Genomic DNA, 17704 nt, shown 5'->3' on the forward strand with positions numbered 1-17704 from the left:
CATCCTTGCTCCCAACGTTGGCTTTGACCAGTGCGTCGAGAGGCGAGACCGTCGCATCTCTAACTGGCCCAACTGTCGCATTACTAAATAGCCGCTACAGCCCAAAAGTTCATAACGTATCTTATGGAACACGTGGGTCATTTCGGAAGTGCTGCTTTTTAGATATAAAACGCCGTTTGTGCAGTTGCGGATTATATAGACAAAGAGCGGCTTTGGGTGTTGCTATTAGAGATGAGTATGGAAGGTTCGCTTCGTCTCTGATCGCGGGTCCCCATTCCAGTCAATCTCAGTTCGTCATCGATACCGCCGACACTCTCTGGCAAACATTGCACCATCTGGCATTTCACTGTCGTAGCCCGCGCGCGACTGGGTTCGCGAAGGGCGTTGCCAATCAACCCGACTGGTCCGGTGAACGCTTACATGCCGCAAATATTGAAGCGGCGCCTCCGGGTGTTGATTGAATTGGCGCCCACACCTGATCCCACTCCTAAATTAGGGCGAAGCAGACACGGTCGCCAGCAGCACCACCGGACCGACGATGCGCCCGAGCGAGATGGCCAGGCGTGGCTCTTGCTTGCTGCCAAGCCCCGCCATCTCGCTCCACCTGATGCAAGGAACCGCGACACCGGCACCAGACGATGCGGCGCTCTATATGACTCTACAAAACTCCGTGGTAGGCGCCGCCATCGATCAGGAGGCTCTGCCCGGTGATGTAGCCGGCCTGGGTCGAGCACAGAAAGGCGCAGGCGGCACCGAATTCGGAAGGGTCGCCGTAGCGCTTGGCGGGGATGGCGGCCTGGGTCTCCTGCCGTACGGTCTCGATCGGAACACCGCGCCGTTCGGCTGCTGCCTTCTCGTTCGTGCGGCGCCGATGGGTTTCGAACGCCCCAGGCAGCAGGAAGTTGATGGTGACGTTGGCATGCGCCACCGACCGCGCCACGCCGGCAAGGAAGCCGGTCAGCCCGGCCCGTGCGCCACTAGACAGGTCGAGCCTTGCTATCGGCATCTTCACCGTGGCCGAAGTGATGTTGATGATGCGGCCGAAGCGCCGCTCGACCATGCCGTCGATCACCCTCTGCACCAACTCGATCGGCGCCGCCATGTTGCCGACCACGCCGGCCAGTAGTGCCTCGCGATCGATCTCGCGGAAGTCGCGGAGCGGCGGGCCGCCATTGTTGTTGACCAGAATGTCGACCTGCGGCACGGCCTGCATCAACGCGTCCTGGCAAGCGCGAGTGATGATGTCGCCGGCGACGGCGAACACCTCGGCCCCGGTCTCGGTCCGGATCTCGTCGGCGGTCCGCTCCAACGTCGCCTGGTCGCGGCCGTTAACGACCACACTGCAGCCGGCCCGCGCCAGTTCCAACGCACAGGCCCGCCCGAGCCCCTGGCTCGACGCGCAGACCACCGCCTGCCGCCCCTTCAGCCCGATATCCATGTCATTCTCCTTTTCCAATGCCCAGTCAGTGGGCCGCACAACGGTGCTCTAACTCAACACCGGCGCGCGGGGCGCGCACCGGTTCAACGATCTTCCGGCGCTCGAGCCACGGTGTCGAACGCGCACTTGAAACGAGCGTTCAGTCGATCCGAAGGCTCTGCTGCATGGCGAAGCACTGAGACCAAATGAAGGTGTCGTACGCCGCCAGGCGCGACTGCCATTTGGGCGTCACCGCGTTGACGCACTTGACCACCACGCGGTCGATGTAGTTGTCGGCCACGGCCCAGGGGTTGGCCTTGTCCGCACCAGCCATCCCGACGTACGGGGGGGTGGTCTGGAGCGCCGTCCTGGTTGCCGACTTGACGTCATTCATGAATTCAAGCTGTTCGCGCACGTCCGCGTGGGTCCCGACGCGATCCACATGCCCAGGGACCAAAGTCTCGAACGGAATTTTGTCGATCTCGGCGACCTGATTGAAATAGCCAGGGATATCCTGCGCGTCGGCGAAGCCCGACCACGCCATCCAACCCGGGAAGACGATATCGACCACCATCAGCACCTTCTGTGCCGGCGCCCAGATGAAGATGTTGCCGGGCTCGTGGGCGTTGCCGTGATAGCTGAGCTCCAGGACCTGGCTGCCGACCTTCAGCGTGTATTGGTCCTTGAACGTGACCGTGGGGATCGGCCGCTTCGGATCGTTTGATCGTTCGAGCAAACGTTTTGTTTCCTCCTGGGCGATGATGATGGGGTGCCCCCCCAGATCTGCCGCGCCGCCGATATGGTCGATATGGGCGTGGCTGTAGATCAAATGGGTGATCGGCCGATCCGTCACCTCACCGATCGCCTGCTTCAGATGTGCTGAATAGCTGGGCGGCGCATCCATCACCACGACACCTTTGTCGTAGACCATGAACATCGACTGGTATGCATTGTCGGTCACCATGTAGAGACCATCTCCTAGCTGCTGAAGGCGGTACCCTTTGGCGGGATCCACCGGCGGCACGGCAGTGGAGTTCGGGAGCGGCAGATACCGGTCCTCACGGACGCCGATCGGGGCGATCTTTGGCATGTCCTGGTAGGCTGCACCCGCTTCTCCGGGCGCTGCCGCTGGTTGCGCCCACGCGCTACTCCCGGACGCCAGCCCAAGACCAAGCACGATCGCCAGCACGGTTGAAATCGAGGACTTCATGAGAGCGCCTCAATAAAACGACGTGATACATTCTGCAGCATTGGAATTCTCCTGGTTGTGGGGGTTAAGTACTCAAGGTCGATGGAGTTTCTCGACTGCCCTCGCACTAAATGCGCGGCGTGTGGACCATATGAATTTGCCAGATAGTAAGGATATAGAACTAAAATATAGCTGCCCTAGGCCGTGCGGACGGATTTGACCAAGATCATGGAGGCGGTGAAAGCGACGAGTGAAGCGAAGCTTCGCATGGTCTCCTCGCAGCGCAGGGCGATGCGTTTGAAGCGTTCGCGCTTGCCGGCCGCCTGCTCAATCCGGGCGCGATTCCTGTAGAGCGCCTTGGCGAAGAACGCCGGTTTGTTCTTTTCGTTAGCCCTGCGCGGACTTCGTAGCGCTGATGTTTCGGCCTTTAGAGAAATCCGCCTCCACGCTCTTCGCGAGCATCCTGAGGCGTTCGGAGCCTCATGGGAGGAAGAGCGGGTTCAGCCCGTATCTCGTTTTGCTGAAAGGCCTGAGAACGGGCACGTCATTGGCGCTATATCCGAAGGAGAACCGATCCTTGGAACCATTGGTATCTCCCGTTCCAATGGCCAGAAGACGCAACGCATTGAGTCTATCTGGGCAATGTACATGAGTCCGACTGTGTGTGGAAAAGGCTTGGCTCGGCTGCTACTCAATGCGGCATTGGCGGAAGGCGGACCATCAATTGCTTCGGCTCCGCGTGGAAGCACACAAGGTTCCCGTCATTCAGTTGAATCGACTGGTTTTAAACGTTGGGCTCCAGAAGCCGAGGCTCTCAAAGTCGGCGACGTATTCCATGATGGAATATTAATGCGATTGCGGCTTCGTACCAGACGCAACACAAGATCGCATAGGGCTTCGCAACACGACGCGCCTGTTGCGATTTACACGGCTTATTAGAGCAACAAACCGGCCTAAATCGGGGGCGCAAGGCCACATTCTGAAACACAGCATCCCGATAGTCCATCTTAAAGGCTTATGGCTCACTCACGCAGCTTCGTTACCGAAACCGCAGTCGTTGGAACTTGAGCTTTTCGGAAATCTCCGGCGGAATCGATGCGTAGTTCAATGGGCAGTATAAGCTCCGTCCACCAGATGGCAGCTCCCGGTGATGAAGCTTGCCTGTTCCGACAGAAGGAAACATACGAGAGCCGCCACTTCCTCAGGGTTTCCGCGTCTGCCCATGGGCTGGAGTGCTTCCATTCGTCGGCTGCTTGTTGCTTCCAAATGCTCCGACAAAAGCGGCGTTTGAATCCAACCGGGACCGACGGCATTGATACGGATGCCCATTCTCGCATATTCGATTGCGGCTGCCTTTGTCAGTCCGATAACGCCATGCTTGGCTGCCGTGTACGCCGATGCGAATGGCAGCCCAACCGAACCGAGAATGGACGATATGTTGACGATGGCGCCGCCGCCGCTCTGCAGCATGGCGGCGATCTCATATTTCATGCAGTAATAGGCGCCGTCCAGATTGACGCTCATCACCTTCCGCCACTGGTCGAGCGGGTAGTCCGCGGTTGCCTTTCGCACACCGTGTTGCCCCGCGTTATTCACCGCTAAATGCAGGCCGCCATAGGTTTGGACTGCGAAATCGACCAAGCTCTTTACGGCTTCCGGATCGGAAACGTCGACTACAAAGGCGCAAGCCTTGCCTCCCTGCTCGCTGATCTCGCCGGCAACGTGACGCGCCCCCTCCGCGTCAAGATCGGCAACAATAACGGTAGCGCCCTCGGTGGCGAGTTGAAGGGAAATAGCGGCTCCGATCCCAGAGCCCCCTCCTGTCACAACCGCGACTTTTCCGTCGAGGCCAAGCTTCATAGTCTCCCCCCCCTTTTTCAGTTCGTGCTAATCGAGCAGAGGCCGATAGCTGATGCAAGTAGTTTCATCCGCGATACACAACTGGACGCTTGCCGCTGCCCGGAGCCGTTTCCAACCTCCTAACCTCCCCCCCCGGCCGCGCGGCGGAGCCGCGTATGAGGCCTAGGCCACCCCATTCGCCATCATAGCAGATACTGTTTTCGGTCTGCCATGTTTCTCAAACTCAATCAGAATCAGCTCTCGATCAGAATCAGCTAATGTGTGATAGCTTTGGCAGCGCGGCGATGCTAAAGACGACCGCAGGGCTGATCTGTTACTGGGCAGGTGGAAATGGACAAAAGCCGCGTTACGCGCCGGGGGCTAGTGCTCGGTAGTTTGAGTTTAATGATTTCTGGATGCGTTTCGGGCTCGGAGGATGGGCCGCCGCTTGGGTACAACGTCTTCGGGAGGGATCCGGATAACGATTCGAGCCTTCGGCGGCAGGAGGTGGCCTATGACGGAGGCGAGCCGCCGGGAACGATCGTCGTCAATACATCGGAGCGCTATCTCTACTTCGTCGAGCAAGGTGGCCGGGCAACTCGCTATGGCGTCGCCGTTGGCGAAGAGGGGCTGAGCTTCAAAGGGGAAGCTACCGTCGGACGCAAGGCGGAATGGCCATCGTGGAAACCCACCGATGACATGATGCAACGTAAGCCTCGTCTAATGCAGTACGCGGACGGTGTGCCGGGCGGACCGCTCAATCCACTGGGCGCGGCAGCCCTTTACCTCTACCAGGACGGACATGACACCATGTTCCGGTTGCATGGAACCAACGCTCCCTGGTCGATAGGTCATGCGGTGTCGAACGGATGCATCCGTCTGACGAACTCAAATATTGTCGAGCTCTATAGCCGTGCCCCGGTTGGGACGCGGGTCGTGGTCATCTGATCGGGTGTTCGCTCATCAGACCCGATAGTTTGATCATGGGCAACTTATGCACGTTCGAAAATGCGCAGATAATCCGTCAGAGTGTGTTTTTTCTGCACTAGGCTAATATGTTAGTTGCGACTACTATTTGATTCGTTGCCTGCGATAAGTAATGCAATCCTAAGGAGAGAGGACTTCTTTGATGAGCAAAATTCTAATCGTACTCATCTCTTGCTTGGCAGTTGCCAATCTCAGCGCTTGCGCCTCGATTGGCAAAGGAAAGGGTAAGGCACCGCCGCCCGCAGCAGCAGTCTACAAGTAAGCTTAGCATTCTATGCGAGGGGGGGTCGCATCAGACCTCCCCTCCATAATCCCGCCAAATGATCCCGCCTACAATCACAATGGCGAAGAGTCGATCGCTTACTTCGAGCCCGGTGCTTGTTCTGGCTGGTTAATGGAGCATGCCGATGATGCGTGGAATGGGTGGCCTTTCGCTTGCAATCCTATTGGCGTTGGCGACAGCATCGTGTCAGACCGAAGACAAAAGTCCGCAGCCCCGGTTCACTTCCAACCGCCATGGCCCGGCAACAACCTCCGCTCAAAACAAATCCGGGCACTTTATCGAGTTTCGTTCGCGCTATGCGCTGACCTACGGCCACACCTACGTGGTTTTTGGACGTGTCGACCAGAATGGAAAGATGATCGATCCTGAAGTCGCGGGCCTTGCGCCGGCCTCGCCGGATCCTGGGCCTTACGTCTTGGGCCATTTCGTGCCAGTGCCGGCCACGACCGGAGCGACCGATGGTGACCTGGAAGAACAGTACAGGTCGGCCAGTTGGCGGGTCATGCTTAGCGATGCCGACTATGCGGACGTTGTTGCCTTCATACGCCAGCAGCAAGCCACTTCCCATCTGTGGCAAGCAACGGTCGACAATTGCAATGCCTGGGTGGGGAACATCGCACGACACATGGGATATAAGGTCCCTGGTATCTGGCTCAGGCCGCAACAGTTCATTACTGAACTCCGAGAGATAAATACGGCTTGATGCATTATCTCAGGGAGTCGGCGAACCGCTCTGGTACTATTTGATTCTTCCGCTAAATTGTCGATGAAATTGGGGAGCGAGCGTCGTCGTATCGCCGGGGTGCGTCGACGATCGCGGATAGCAGAAAGGCTTTGGTGAGCAACTTGACCGTATCGGCAGCTGGGGCCGGCCAAATCATCTGGGTGCTTGGGGTCGTCGCCTGGTACGTCATTCGATATCCGTTCGCGCGTCGCGCCAAGCGCTTGCGGGTCGTCCAAGATCAGCGCTCAAAGATCGAGACTATCGGGCTTGCGGCCGCTCTTCTGGGCCTCGCGGTTGTGCCCGGAATCTACGTCGCAACGGGCATTCCGCGGATGGCTGATTATCCCGCCCATGCATGGGCCGTCGGCGTTGGGACGATCTTATATGTCGCAGCGATGTGGATTTTCCGCAGGACCCATAAGGAGCTCGGCAAGAACTGGTCGATAACGCTGGAGATTCGCGAAAAGCACCAGCTGGTTTGCAGCGGCCCATACGCCCTCATCCGCCACCCAATGTACACCTCGTTCCTGCTCATGGGGCTTGGACAAGCCTTTTTGCTGTCGAACTGGGTGGTGGGGCTGGCGGGCTTGTTGGGCTTTGCAATCCTTTATTTCCTGCGCGTAGACAGAGAAGAGCGTATGATGCTGCAATATTTCGGCCCCGAATACCGCGCCTATATGGATCGCACGAAGCGAATCATCCCTTATCTCTATTAGAGGTGGCATCATGCGAGGGCGAACTATCAGGCTATCAGCGTCGCGACGTCTCGTCTGTGATTTGATGAGATTCTCGATCGGAGTGCCGCGGGTTGCGGTGCAGCGGCAGATGAATCTTGGTCCGCTGCTCGCGGCCAGAACAATGCAGACGCAGCCGATGAGGCCATCCTGGACCATGCTTTTCCTGAAGGGATACGCGATTCTCGCGAGCGAGATTCCGGAATTGCGGCGCGCCTATGTCAAGTTGCCTTGGGCACAGCTTTATGAATACCCGGAAAGCGTGGCCTCAATTGCCCATGAGCGCGAACATGACGGTGAACGGGTCGTGTTGCTCAGCCTCATAAAGCGCCCCGAGAAGAGGTCCATCGCCGAGCTCGAGGCGCTGACGACCGCCGCTCGTTCACGTCCGGTTCTTGAGATAAAAGAATTCCGGCGGATGCTGAAGTTTGCTCGTCTGCCGGCGCCCCTTAGATGGCTGATGATGTGGCTTGGATTGAACCTCGGCAGGCAACGGCCGCGCTTTTTTGGCACGTTTCAATTGTCGGTCTATTCAGGCCTCGGCGCAGAGTCCCTCAATCCGCTGACGCCGTTGACGACGCTGCTGAACTACGGCCCGATCAGCAAGAGTGGCACGGTAACCGTCCGCATCCACTACGATCACCGAGTGATGGACGGCGCCAATGTGGCGCGAGCCCTGGAGCGGTTCGAAAAGATATTGAACGACGACATCGCCCGTGAAGTGAAAGAGCTTGCGCATAGCGAAGTCGTGACCGACACGGCCGCCACAGGAACCGCCACATGAGCCTTCAAGAAGAGGCTCGCTTCGCAGTCGTGGTCGTCGGTGCGTCGCGTGGTATCGGTAGGGCAATGGCCAAAGTCGTTGCCCGCGATAAGACTGTTGTCGTGCTAGTTGCGCGGTCATCGGAAGGTCTTGCGGCTGCCGCGGCTGATGTGCGTGAGGCCGGTGGCGAGGCCTATACACTGGAATTGGATATCGTTGCGTCTGACGCATCAGCGCGTCTGCGTGATTTCTTGTCCGCAAACGGTTTGGCCTGTGATGTCCTTATCAACAGTGCCGGATATGGTTTGCGTGGCGCGGCGACGATCCTTCCTGTCGAGGATCAGCTTGGGCTCGTTGATCTCAACATACGCGCCCTCACCGATCTGACCCTTCACTTTTTGCCAGAAATGGCAGCGCGGCGGCGCGGGGGCGTGGTCAATCTCGGTTCCATAGCCGGCTTCCTTCCGGGGCCAAATATGGCCTTGTATTACGCCAGTAAGAGCTTCGTGCGTTCCTTTTCGGAAGCGCTTCATCAGGAGCTTCGCGCCACCGGCGTGACCGTCACATGTGTCGCACCAGGGCCGGTGTCCACGGAATTCCTCGAAAGATCCGGCGCTGGCCGGGCGACGTTATTCAAGATCCTGCCCAAGCTGGATTCGGCGTACGTGGCCGAACGCGCCTGGCGCGGGTTCAAATCCGGACGTCGTCTCGTCGTGCCGGGCATCTCGGCCAAGCTGGTCGCCTTTACGACAAGATTGTTGCCTTCGGCGGTTCTGCTGCCAGTGGTCGGTCGATTGCAACGTCGCAGCGGCGATCCATGTCCCTGCGGATCGGGCAAGAAGTTCAATGAATGCTGCGGCGCCGGCCGCCGCCAAACCGTCGGAAGTCGTTGACGTTCGGTGCGACGGGTAAAGGCCGTCAGTGCATCGCGGCCTTCGTACATGCCTTTATCTCGGCTAGCCGAATTTCGCCAAATTCAAACCCGGCAACGGCCCGCCGGTAAATTGTGTCAGCTTGCCACCTATGCTGAGCGGGCCGAGGTCGATGCCGAAGAAGTCGAGTTTGTCGATCAGCGCACCGACTTCGGCCTTGGCGCTGGCACATGTCATCGCCGTGCCGGATGCCCTTCCCTATATGGAAAATGGCGCGCTCGTCCGCCTCCTACCCCATTGGTATGCAGATGCCGGCCCGATTTCGCTTTATTATGCCAATCGCACGCTTCTGCCTGCCAAGACACGTGCTTTCGTTGATTTTATTAGAGAAAATTCTCGAAAAACCAAGATGGCGGAGCGCTTCGCCGGCAGCCTCGGCCCTGCGTCCTACTAGTTTCGCTCCAGCCGCACAGGCCGGCATTTATAAGATTTTTATATCTTTCCCCATCCCGCCGTCTCGAACCTTAATGCTGTTCGGCCGCATATTAATGCAAGAGATATCGGTAAGATAATCTCCCCGCCGGGAAGAAACGAAAGGCGCCTTCTTTGAGGGTGCCTTCAGTCTATTTCGGCGTTCAACAAGAACAAATCAAGGATTCACGATCGATGATGGACATTCTTCTTATCGGGATCGGTGTTATATTTTTCATCCTGTGCATCGCTTACACCAAAGCCTGCGACAGCCTTTAGTCGGAGAGACACCAATGCTCCTAGATTACATTCTCGGTGGCGGCGTGACGCTCTTTCTCACCGCTTACCTGATTTACGCTCTCATTCGCCCTGAGCGCTTTTAGTTCCATAGCGCCGGGTTAGGGAAAGTTACCACCATGACCTTCAATGGATGGCTTCAGATTCTGATTTATATTGGAATCCTCCTTCTGCTCGTCAAGCCGCTCGGCGGTTACATGACGCGTGTCTTCACTGGCGAGCGCACAATCCTCTCTTACGTCCTCGGTCCTTTGGAACGAGGGCTTTATCGCATTGCGGGAACGGATGAACGTGAGGAGCAGCACTGGACGACCTATTCGATATCCATGCTGCTGTTCAGCCTCGCCGGCTTCATCGTGCTTTATCTGCTGCAGCGGTTCCAGGCGAGCCTGCCTTACAATCCGGCCGGTATGACTGCGGTCGGGCCGGAACTGTCTTTCAACACCGCAACCAGCTTCGTCACCAACACCAATTGGCAGAACTACGGCGGCGAAGGCACGATGTCCTACCTCGTGCAGATGGCTGGCCTGACGGTGCAGAATTTCGTTTCCGCCGCGACGGGCATAGCGATCGCCATTGCGCTGATCCGCGCATTTGCGCGCGCCTCGGGTAAGGCGATCGGCAATTTCTGGGTCGATATGACCCGTGCAACGCTCTATGTCCTGCTCCCCGCCTGCATCGTCATGACGATGGCCTTCGTTTATCTCGGCGTACCTCAGACACTCGGGCCCTATGTCAGCGCCACGACGCTCGAAGGTGCTCAGCAGACGATCGCCGTCGGTCCGGTCGCATCTCAGCTTGCCATCAAGATGCTCGGCACCAATGGGGGTGGCTTCTTCAACGCCAACTCCGCTCACCCCTTCGAAAATCCTGATGCGATCTCCAACCTCATCCAGATGCTGGCGATCTTCGCGATCGGCGCAGCGCTCACCAACGTCTTCGGACGCATGGTCGGTAATCAGCGGCAGGGTTGGGCCATCCTCGGAGCGATGGGCGTGCTGTTCATCGCCGGCGTCATCATCACCTATTGGGCTGAAGCTGCCGGCAACCCGCTGGTGCATGCGCTCGGCATCCAGGGTGGCAACATGGAAGGCAAGGAAGTCCGCTTCGGCATCACGCTGTCGTCGCTCTTCGCAGTCATCACCACCGCGGCGTCCTGCGGCGCGGTCAATGCCATGCATGACAGCTTCACGGCAATCGGCGGTATGATCCCCCTGATCAACCTGCAGCTTGGTGAAGTCATCGTTGGCGGCGTCGGCGCCGGTTTCTACGGCATCCTGATGTTCGTCATCATCGCGATCTTCGTCGCCGGCCTGATGGTTGGGCGTACGCCGGAATATCTCGGCAAGAAAATTGAGGCCAAGGAAGTGAAGATGGCGATGCTCGCCGTACTTTGCCTTCCTGCTGGCATGCTGATCTTCACCGCGATTGCCTCCGTATTGCCTGCGGCCGTTGCGTCCATCGGCAACTCCGGTCCGCACGGCTTCTCGGAGATCCTCTATGCCTATAGCTCAGCGGCTGCGAACAACGGCTCGGCGTTCGGCGGTCTCTCCGGCAATACGTCCTGGTACAACATCACCCTCGGCATCGTCATGCTGATCGGCCGCTTCCTGGTCATCGTTCCGGCGCTCGCCATTGCCGGCTCGCTGATCTCCAAGAAGACCGTTCCAGCCTCGGCCGGTACCTTCCCGACGGATGGTGCGCTGTTCGTCGGCCTGCTGGTCGGCACGATCCTGATCGTCGGTGGGTTGACGTTCTTCCCGGCGCTCGCCCTTGGCCCGATCGTCGAACATCTGTCGATGATTGCCGGCCAGACCTTCTAAGGAATGACTGTGATGTCGCAGCCCATACTCGTCAGGCTTCGAAAATTCATCGATCCACGCCCCTTTGACAGGGGGCGTGGCCCGGTCCGGATGGCCTGCGCTTCGGATGTCATCCTGGTTGCGATGGTCGGACTGTTCCTGGGCCTTGTCGTTCTCAGATTTTTACTGGGCTGATCGGGCAATCCCGATCCGCCGTTTCCCTCTTCACGCTGGAGTCTCTTATGAGCCAGTTAAAATCCGCGAGTATTTTGGATTCTCGCATCCTCGTTCCGGCCGTGGGCGCCGCTTTCAAGAAGCTGAACCCGCGGACCCTTGCCAAGAACCCCGTCATGTTCGTGGTTGCCGTCGTCTCGGCGCTGACCACCGTCCTCTTCCTGCGCGACCTTTTGACTGGCGGTGGCAATCTCGGTTTCTCCCTCCAGATCAACATCTGGCTCTGGTTCACCGTGCTATTTGCCAATTTCGCCGAAGCCGTCGCCGAAGGCCGCGGCAAGGCGCAGGCCGAATCGCTGCGCAAAACGCGCACCGAAACCCAGGCAAAGCTTTTGACTGGCACCAGCCGCACCGACTACAAGATGGTGCCGGGCACCAGCCTGAAGGTCGGCGATGTCGTGCTGGTCGAAGCCGGCGACATCATCCCCTCCGACGGCGAAGTCATCGAAGGCGTCGCCTCGGTCAACGAAGCGGCCATCACCGGTGAATCCGCTCCGGTCATCCGCGAATCCGGCGGCGACCGTTCGGCCGTCACCGGCGGCACGCAGGTACTGTCCGACGAGATCCGTGTCCGCATCACGGCGGCTGCCGGCTCGACCTTCATCGACCGCATGATCGCGCTTGTCGAAGGTGCCGAACGTCAGAAGACGCCGAACGAGATCGCCCTCAACATCCTGCTCGCCGGCATGACGCTCATCTTCGTGCTGGCCACGGTGACGATCCCGAGCTTTGCGGCATATGCCGGCGGCTCGATCCCCACCGTCGTTCTCGTTGCCCTGTTCGTCACGCTGATCCCGACCACGATCGGCGCGCTGCTCTCGGCTATCGGCATTGCCGGCATGGACCGTCTGGTGCGCTTCAACGTGCTCGCCATGTCCGGCCGCGCCGTTGAAGCTGCCGGCGACGTCGATACGCTGCTGCTCGACAAGACCGGCACGATTACCCTGGGCAACCGTCAGGCCACCTCCTTCCGCCCTGTCAAGGGCGTGACGGAACAGGATCTGGCCGACGCTGCACAGCTCGCTTCGCTCGCCGACGAGACGCCCGAGGGACGTTCGATCGTGGTGCTTGCCAAGGAAAAATACGCGATCCGCGGCCGCGATATGACCAGCCTGAAGGCCAACTTCGTGCCCTTCACCGCCCAGACCCGCATGAGCGGCGTCGATCTTGAAGGCTCCTCGATCCGCAAGGGTGCGGTGGACGCGGTTCTTGCCTATGTCAACGGCAGCGCTGCTGCGGCCTCCGGCGCCGGTGCGACCGTAATGGCGCGGACCAACAGCGAGACGATCCGCGACCTGCAGACGATATCGGATGAAATCTCCAAGGCCGGCGGCACGCCGCTTGCTGTTGCCCGCGACGGTCGTCTGCTCGGCGTCATCCAACTTAAGGATATCGTCAAGGGCGGCATCCGCGAGCGCTTCGCCGAACTGCGCCGCATGGGCATCCGCACCGTGATGATCACCGGCGACAACCCGCTGACGGCCGCTGCCATCGCCGCGGAAGCCGGCGTGGATGACTTCCTCGCTCAGGCAACGCCAGAAATGAAGCTGGCGCTGATGCGCGAAGAGCAGTCGAAGGGCAAGCTTGTCGCCATGTGCGGCGACGGCACCAATGACGCCCCCGCGCTCGCGCAGGCCGACGTCGGTGTCGCCATGAACACCGGCACGGTCGCCGCACGCGAGGCCGGCAACATGGTCGACCTCGACAGCGACCCGACGAAGCTCATCGAAATCGTGGAGATCGGCAAGCAGTTGCTGATGACCCGCGGCGCGCTGACCACCTTCTCGATCGCCAACGACATCGCCAAGTATTTCGCCATCATCCCGGCGATGTTCATCGCCTTCTATCCGCAACTGAAGATGCTGAACGTCATGGGGCTGGCAACGCCGCAAAGCGCTATCCTCTCGGCGATCATCTTCAACGCCCTGATCATCATTGCCCTGATCCCGCTGTCGCTAAAGGGCGTTCGCTACCGTCCGATCGGTGCTGGCGCCCTGCTCAGCCGCAACCTTTTGATCTACGGGGTCGGCGGCATCATCGTGCCCTTCATCGGCATCAAGGTCATCGACATGGCGATTACCGCCATCGGCCTCGCCTAAGGAGTTCCTACTATGTTGAAACAAATCAGACCGGCCATCGTCATGATCGTCGTCACCACCGCCGTCACCGGCCTTCTCTACCCGATCGCCATGACGGGCGCTGCCCAGGCTCTCTTCCCTCGCCAGGCAAACGGCAGCCTGGTGGAGAAGGACGGCAAGGTGATCGGCTCGACGCTCATCGGGCAAAACTTCACCAGTGACCGCTATTTCCACGGCCGCCCGTCGGCCGCCGGCACCAACGGCTACGATGCCTCCGCCTCCAGCGGTTCCAACCTTGGTCCGACCAGCCAGAAGTTGCTCGACCGTATCAAGGGTGACGCCGCAACGCTGCAGGCACAGAACCCAAATATGCCGGTCCCGATCGACCTTGTTACCACGTCGGGCAGCGGTCTCGATCCGGATATCTCGCCTGACGATGCTTACTTCCAGATACCGCGTGTGGCCAAGGCGCGCGGCTTGGATGAAGCCAAGGTCCGCGCGATCGTCGATGCCGCCGTCGAGCCTCGTGAACTCGGCGTGCTCGGCGAACCCGTCGTCAACGTCCTGGCATTGAACCAGGCGTTGGATGCTTCTATGACTCAGTAAGACCAGAGAGTTGGGGGGGGGGGGGGGGGGGGGGGGGGGGGGGGGGCTTCTGGAAAAGGCCCGGCAGGAAACGCGCGGCCGCCTGAAGATTTTTCTAGGCGCTGCTCCCGGTGTCGGCAAGACCTACGAAATGCTGATCTCCGGCAAGGCCAAAATTGCCGATGGTGTGGATGTCGTCGTCGGCGTGGTCGAGACCCATGGCCGGCGGGAGACAGAGGCTTTGCTTGAAGGCTTCGAGATCATTCCGCGCGTCCAAGTCGACTATAAGGGTCGCGCGCTGGACGAGATGGACCTCGACGCTATCCTGAAGCGCCGGCCGGGCTTGGTGCTGGTCGATGAGCTTGCCCATACCAATGCACAGGGCAGCCGCCATCCGAAGCGCTATCTGGACGTCATGGAGCTGCTCGATCGCGGCATCGACGTCTATACGACGCTGAACATCCAGCATGTCGAAAGCCTGAACGACGTCGTCTCGCAGATCACCCGCGTGCGTGTGCGCGAAACCGTACCGGATTCGATCATCGACCTGGCCGATGATGTCGAGATTATCGATCTGACGCCTGATGACCTGATCAAGCGCCTGCATGACGGCAAGGTCTACGTGTCGAGGACGGCCGAACGCGCGCTGACCAATTATTTCACGCCGGGCAATCTGACGGCGCTTCGCGAGCTGGCACTGAGGCGCACGGCGCAGCGGGTCGACGACCAGCTTCTGACTCACATGCAGGCGCATGCGATCCCCGGTCCCTGGGCTGCCGGCGAGCGCGTGCTGGTTTCCATCGATCATCATCCGCGCTCGGCTTTGCTAGTGCGTTACGCCGCCCGAATGGCCTCGCGTCTACGCGCGCCTTGGGCGGCTGTTTATGTCGAAACCAACCGGTCCATCAATCTGACCGAGGCGCAGCGCGATACCATTGCGGCGACGCTGCGACTTGCCGAACAACTCGGCGGCGAAGCCATTACTATTCCCGGCCGCGAAGTCGCCGAAGAGCTGCTTCGTCATTCGGCCAGCAACAATGTCACTCACATCGTCATTGGCTCGCCGAAGATCGGCACATGGCGAGACTGGTCTAAACGCTCGGTCTCCTACGAATTGATCCGCAAGGCCGGCGACATCAGCGTCCATGTCATTTCCGGCAATGACACGGAGGGCTCGGGGGCGAGCCGTGGCGTCAAAGCGGCGCCCTCGCCCTCCCCGTTTCAATTGCGTGGTTATATCCTGGCGACGCTCTACGTCGCGGTCGCCCTTGGTTTCTGCGTCATCCTCGACCAGGTGCTGGATGTTCGCAATCTGGCGCTGGTGTTCTTGATGGCCGTACTGGCTTCGGCCGTTACGCAAGGCTTGCGGCCGGCGCTCTATTCCTGCCTTCTCAGTGCGCTTGCCTTCAACTTCTTCTTCCTGCCGCCCCGCTATACGCTGACGATCAGCGATCCGGAAAGCGTACTCGCCTTCTTCTTCTTTCTCGGCGTCGCCATCATTGCCAGCAACCTGACGGCGACCGTGCAACGGCAGGCCGCCGCAGCACGCCAGCGAGCGCGGACGACAGAGGATCTCTATCTTTTCTCGAAGAAGCTTGCCGGCACTGGAACGCTCGACGACGTACTCTGGGCGACCGCTTTCCAGATCGCGTCGATGTTGAAGGTGCGCGTCGTGCTGCTGCTGCCAGAGGAGGGCACGATTGCCGTGAAGGCCGGCTACCCGCCCGACGACACGCTCGACGATGCCGATATTGCCGCCGCGCGCTGGGCTTGGGAGCATAATCATGCGGCTGGCCGAGGGGCGGATACGCTGCCGGGAGCCAAGCGTCTTTATGTGCCGCTGCGCACTGGCCGCACGGCCGTCGGCGTCATAGGTCTCGATAGCGACCGTCGCGACGGCCCGCTATTGACGCCGGAACAGCAGCGCCTTCTCGATGCGCTGGCTGATCAGGCGGCACTCGCCATCGAGCGCGTTCTGTTGGTTGCCGACGTCGACCGTGCCAAGTTGGCCGCCGAAGCCGACCGGCTGCGCTCCGCCTTGCTGACGTCGATTTCGCACGATCTGAAGACGCCGCTCGCGGCCATACTCGGTGCTGCCGGCACGTTGCGCGATTATCTGGAAACCTTGCCGCATGAAGATCGCGTCGATCTTCTGTCGACCGTGGTCGATGAATCCGAGCGGCTGAATCGCTTCATCGCCAATCTGCTCGACATGACCAAGATCGAGTCCGGCGCGATGGAGCCGAATTATGCCCTGCATTATGCCGGCGATATCGTCGGCAGCGCGCTTAGGCGCGGGGCAAAAATCCTCGCCCGGCATCATATCGAGGTGCAGATTCCGGTTGATCTGCCGATGGTACGGGTCGATCCCGTCCTCTTCGAGCAGGTGCTGTTCAATCTGCTCGACAATGCCGCCAAATATGCGCCCGATGACTCTACCATTCGCCTTGAGGCCTGGGCCGATGTCGAAAACATCGTTTTCCGCGTCATGGATGAAGGCCCAGGCATTCCGCCCGCCGATCTCGAACGCGTCTTCGATACCTTCTATCGCGTCCGCAAGGGCGATCAGGTGCGGGCCGGCACCGGCCTCGGCCTTTCTATCAGCCGTGGTTTCATCGAGGCCATGGGCGGATCAATCACCGCAGGCAACCGGACCGATCGTCAAGGCGCGGTCTTCACTATCCGCCTGCCGAAACCAACAGATGTACCTAAGCTGGATGAATTGAAATGACCACGACCGCCGTCAAGATACTCGTTGTCGATGACGAGCCGCCGATCCGCAAATTGCTGCGCGTCGGCTTGAGTGCTCAAGGCTACGCCGTCAGCGAAGCCCAGAACGCCGCGGCGGCGCGGCTTTCCGTACAGGAAGACGAGCCCGATCTCGTCGTGCTCGACCTCGGCCTGCCCGACAAGCCGGGCCATGACCTCCTGCAGGAATGGCGAGAAGATGGGTTGCAAATGCCAGTCGTCATTCTTTCGAGCCGAACCGACGAGGCTGGCATCGTCAAGGCGCTGGAAACCGGCGCCGACGACTACGTTACCAAGCCTTTCGGTATGAACGAGCTGGCGGCGCGCATCCGCGTGGCGCTTCGTCACCGTCTGCAACAGCAAGGCGAAAAGGCGATCTTCCAAACCGGCGGCCTGTCGATCGATCTCGTCAAGCGCATCGTCAAGGTCGATGGCAAGGAAGTAAAGCTTTCACCGAAGGAATACGACATCCTGCGTGTGCTGGCGCAGCACGCCGGCAAGGTGCTGACGCATCAGTTCCTGTTGAAGCAGGTCTGGGGTCCGGCGGCGGATGTGCAGTATCTGCGCGTCTACGTCCGTCAACTCCGGCAGAAGGTCGAACAGATTCCGGATCAACCGCAATACATCACCACCGAGACTGGCGTCGGCTATCGCCTGCGTGAGCCGGAATGAGGCTGTGAA

Annotated in this window: 16 protein-coding genes and 1 pseudogene; 13 read left to right on the top strand and 4 right to left on the bottom strand. The window is 59.7% G+C overall.

Annotation, left to right across the window (positions count from 1 at the left end; translation table 11 throughout):
- Nucleotides 1-658: 658 nt before the first annotated feature.
- Complete coding sequence (locus PY649_RS32975; RefSeq protein WP_285873167.1) at nucleotides 659-1438, bottom strand: SDR family oxidoreductase; 780 nt, start codon at nucleotides 1436-1438, stop codon at nucleotides 659-661.
- 139 nt (nucleotides 1439-1577) lie between these two features.
- Nucleotides 1578-2627, bottom strand: coding sequence for an MBL fold metallo-hydrolase (locus tag PY649_RS32980; RefSeq protein ID WP_285873168.1), 1050 nt, complete (start codon nucleotides 2625-2627; stop codon nucleotides 1578-1580).
- 354 nt (nucleotides 2628-2981) lie between these two features.
- On the opposite strand from PY649_RS32980, the gene PY649_RS35270 reads away from it, so the two are divergent.
- Nucleotides 2982-3545: a GNAT family N-acetyltransferase gene (locus PY649_RS35270; protein WP_432761455.1), complete on the top strand. Its 564-nt coding sequence runs from the start codon at nucleotides 2982-2984 to the stop codon at nucleotides 3543-3545.
- Nucleotides 3546-3710: 165 nt separating this feature from the next.
- On the opposite strand, the gene PY649_RS32985 is transcribed toward PY649_RS35270, so the two are convergent.
- Nucleotides 3711-4466, bottom strand: a complete 756-nt coding sequence (locus PY649_RS32985; protein ID WP_285873169.1) for an SDR family NAD(P)-dependent oxidoreductase — start codon at nucleotides 4464-4466, stop codon at nucleotides 3711-3713.
- A 330-nt stretch (nucleotides 4467-4796) separates the two neighbouring features.
- Between PY649_RS32985 and PY649_RS32990 the strand changes: the two genes are divergently transcribed.
- The 6 genes from PY649_RS32990 (at nucleotide 4797) to PY649_RS33015 (ending at nucleotide 8829) form a co-directional block, all read left to right on the top strand.
- Complete coding sequence (locus PY649_RS32990) at nucleotides 4797-5393, top strand: L,D-transpeptidase (protein ID WP_285873170.1); 597 nt, start codon at nucleotides 4797-4799, stop codon at nucleotides 5391-5393.
- 181 nt (nucleotides 5394-5574) lie between these two features.
- On the top strand, nucleotides 5575-5694 hold the full coding sequence (locus PY649_RS32995; RefSeq protein ID WP_285873172.1) for an ABC transporter: 120 nt from the start codon (nucleotides 5575-5577) through the stop codon (nucleotides 5692-5694).
- A gap of 145 nt (nucleotides 5695-5839) precedes the next feature.
- Nucleotides 5840-6418: a hypothetical protein gene (locus PY649_RS33000; protein ID WP_285873237.1), complete on the top strand. Its 579-nt coding sequence runs from the start codon at nucleotides 5840-5842 to the stop codon at nucleotides 6416-6418.
- A 143-nt stretch (nucleotides 6419-6561) separates the two neighbouring features.
- A complete protein-coding gene (locus PY649_RS33005; protein WP_285873239.1) occupies nucleotides 6562-7155 on the top strand; it encodes a protein-S-isoprenylcysteine O-methyltransferase in 594 nt (197 codons plus the stop codon).
- A 10-nt stretch (nucleotides 7156-7165) separates the two neighbouring features.
- Nucleotides 7166-7957 carry a hypothetical protein gene (locus PY649_RS33010; protein WP_285873174.1) on the top strand — a complete coding sequence of 264 codons (792 nt, stop codon included), beginning with the start codon at nucleotides 7166-7168 and terminating at the stop codon, nucleotides 7955-7957.
- Nucleotides 7954-8829, top strand: coding sequence for an SDR family NAD(P)-dependent oxidoreductase (locus PY649_RS33015; protein ID WP_285873176.1), 876 nt, complete (start codon nucleotides 7954-7956; stop codon nucleotides 8827-8829). The genes PY649_RS33010 and PY649_RS33015 overlap by 4 nt, the downstream gene beginning before the upstream one ends.
- Nucleotides 8830-8892: 63 nt before the next feature.
- Here the strand turns inward: PY649_RS33015 and PY649_RS33020 are convergent.
- Nucleotides 8893-9036: pseudogene (locus PY649_RS33020) on the bottom strand (NADP oxidoreductase); the annotation flags it as partial.
- A gap of 536 nt (nucleotides 9037-9572) precedes the next feature.
- Here PY649_RS33020 and kdpF point away from each other — a divergent pair.
- The 6 genes from kdpF (at nucleotide 9573) to PY649_RS33055 (ending at nucleotide 17695) form a co-directional block, all read left to right on the top strand.
- Entirely contained in the window at nucleotides 9573-9662 is a 90-nt protein-coding gene (gene kdpF, locus PY649_RS33030; RefSeq protein WP_034509905.1) for a K(+)-transporting ATPase subunit F, read from the top strand.
- A gap of 33 nt (nucleotides 9663-9695) precedes the next feature.
- Nucleotides 9696-11399, top strand: coding sequence for a potassium-transporting ATPase subunit KdpA (gene kdpA, locus PY649_RS33035; RefSeq protein ID WP_285873182.1), 1704 nt, complete (start codon nucleotides 9696-9698; stop codon nucleotides 11397-11399).
- A 221-nt stretch (nucleotides 11400-11620) separates the two neighbouring features.
- On the top strand, nucleotides 11621-13711 hold the full coding sequence (kdpB, locus tag PY649_RS33040) for a potassium-transporting ATPase subunit KdpB (RefSeq protein ID WP_285873184.1): 2091 nt from the start codon (nucleotides 11621-11623) through the stop codon (nucleotides 13709-13711).
- A 12-nt stretch (nucleotides 13712-13723) separates the two neighbouring features.
- A complete protein-coding gene (gene kdpC / locus PY649_RS33045; RefSeq protein ID WP_285873186.1) occupies nucleotides 13724-14296 on the top strand; it encodes a potassium-transporting ATPase subunit KdpC in 573 nt (190 codons plus the stop codon).
- Nucleotides 14297-14306: 10 nt separating this feature from the next.
- Entirely contained in the window at nucleotides 14307-17006 is a 2700-nt protein-coding gene (locus PY649_RS33050; RefSeq protein ID WP_285873188.1) for a sensor histidine kinase, read from the top strand.
- On the top strand, nucleotides 17003-17695 hold the full coding sequence (locus PY649_RS33055; protein WP_285873190.1) for a response regulator transcription factor: 693 nt from the start codon (nucleotides 17003-17005) through the stop codon (nucleotides 17693-17695). Before PY649_RS33050 ends, PY649_RS33055 begins: the two co-directional genes overlap by 4 nt.
- Nucleotides 17696-17704: the final 9 nt, after the last annotated feature.

Source organism: Rhizobium mayense (genome assembly GCF_030272705.1).
GTDB lineage: Bacteria > Pseudomonadota > Alphaproteobacteria > Rhizobiales > Rhizobiaceae > Rhizobium > Rhizobium mayense.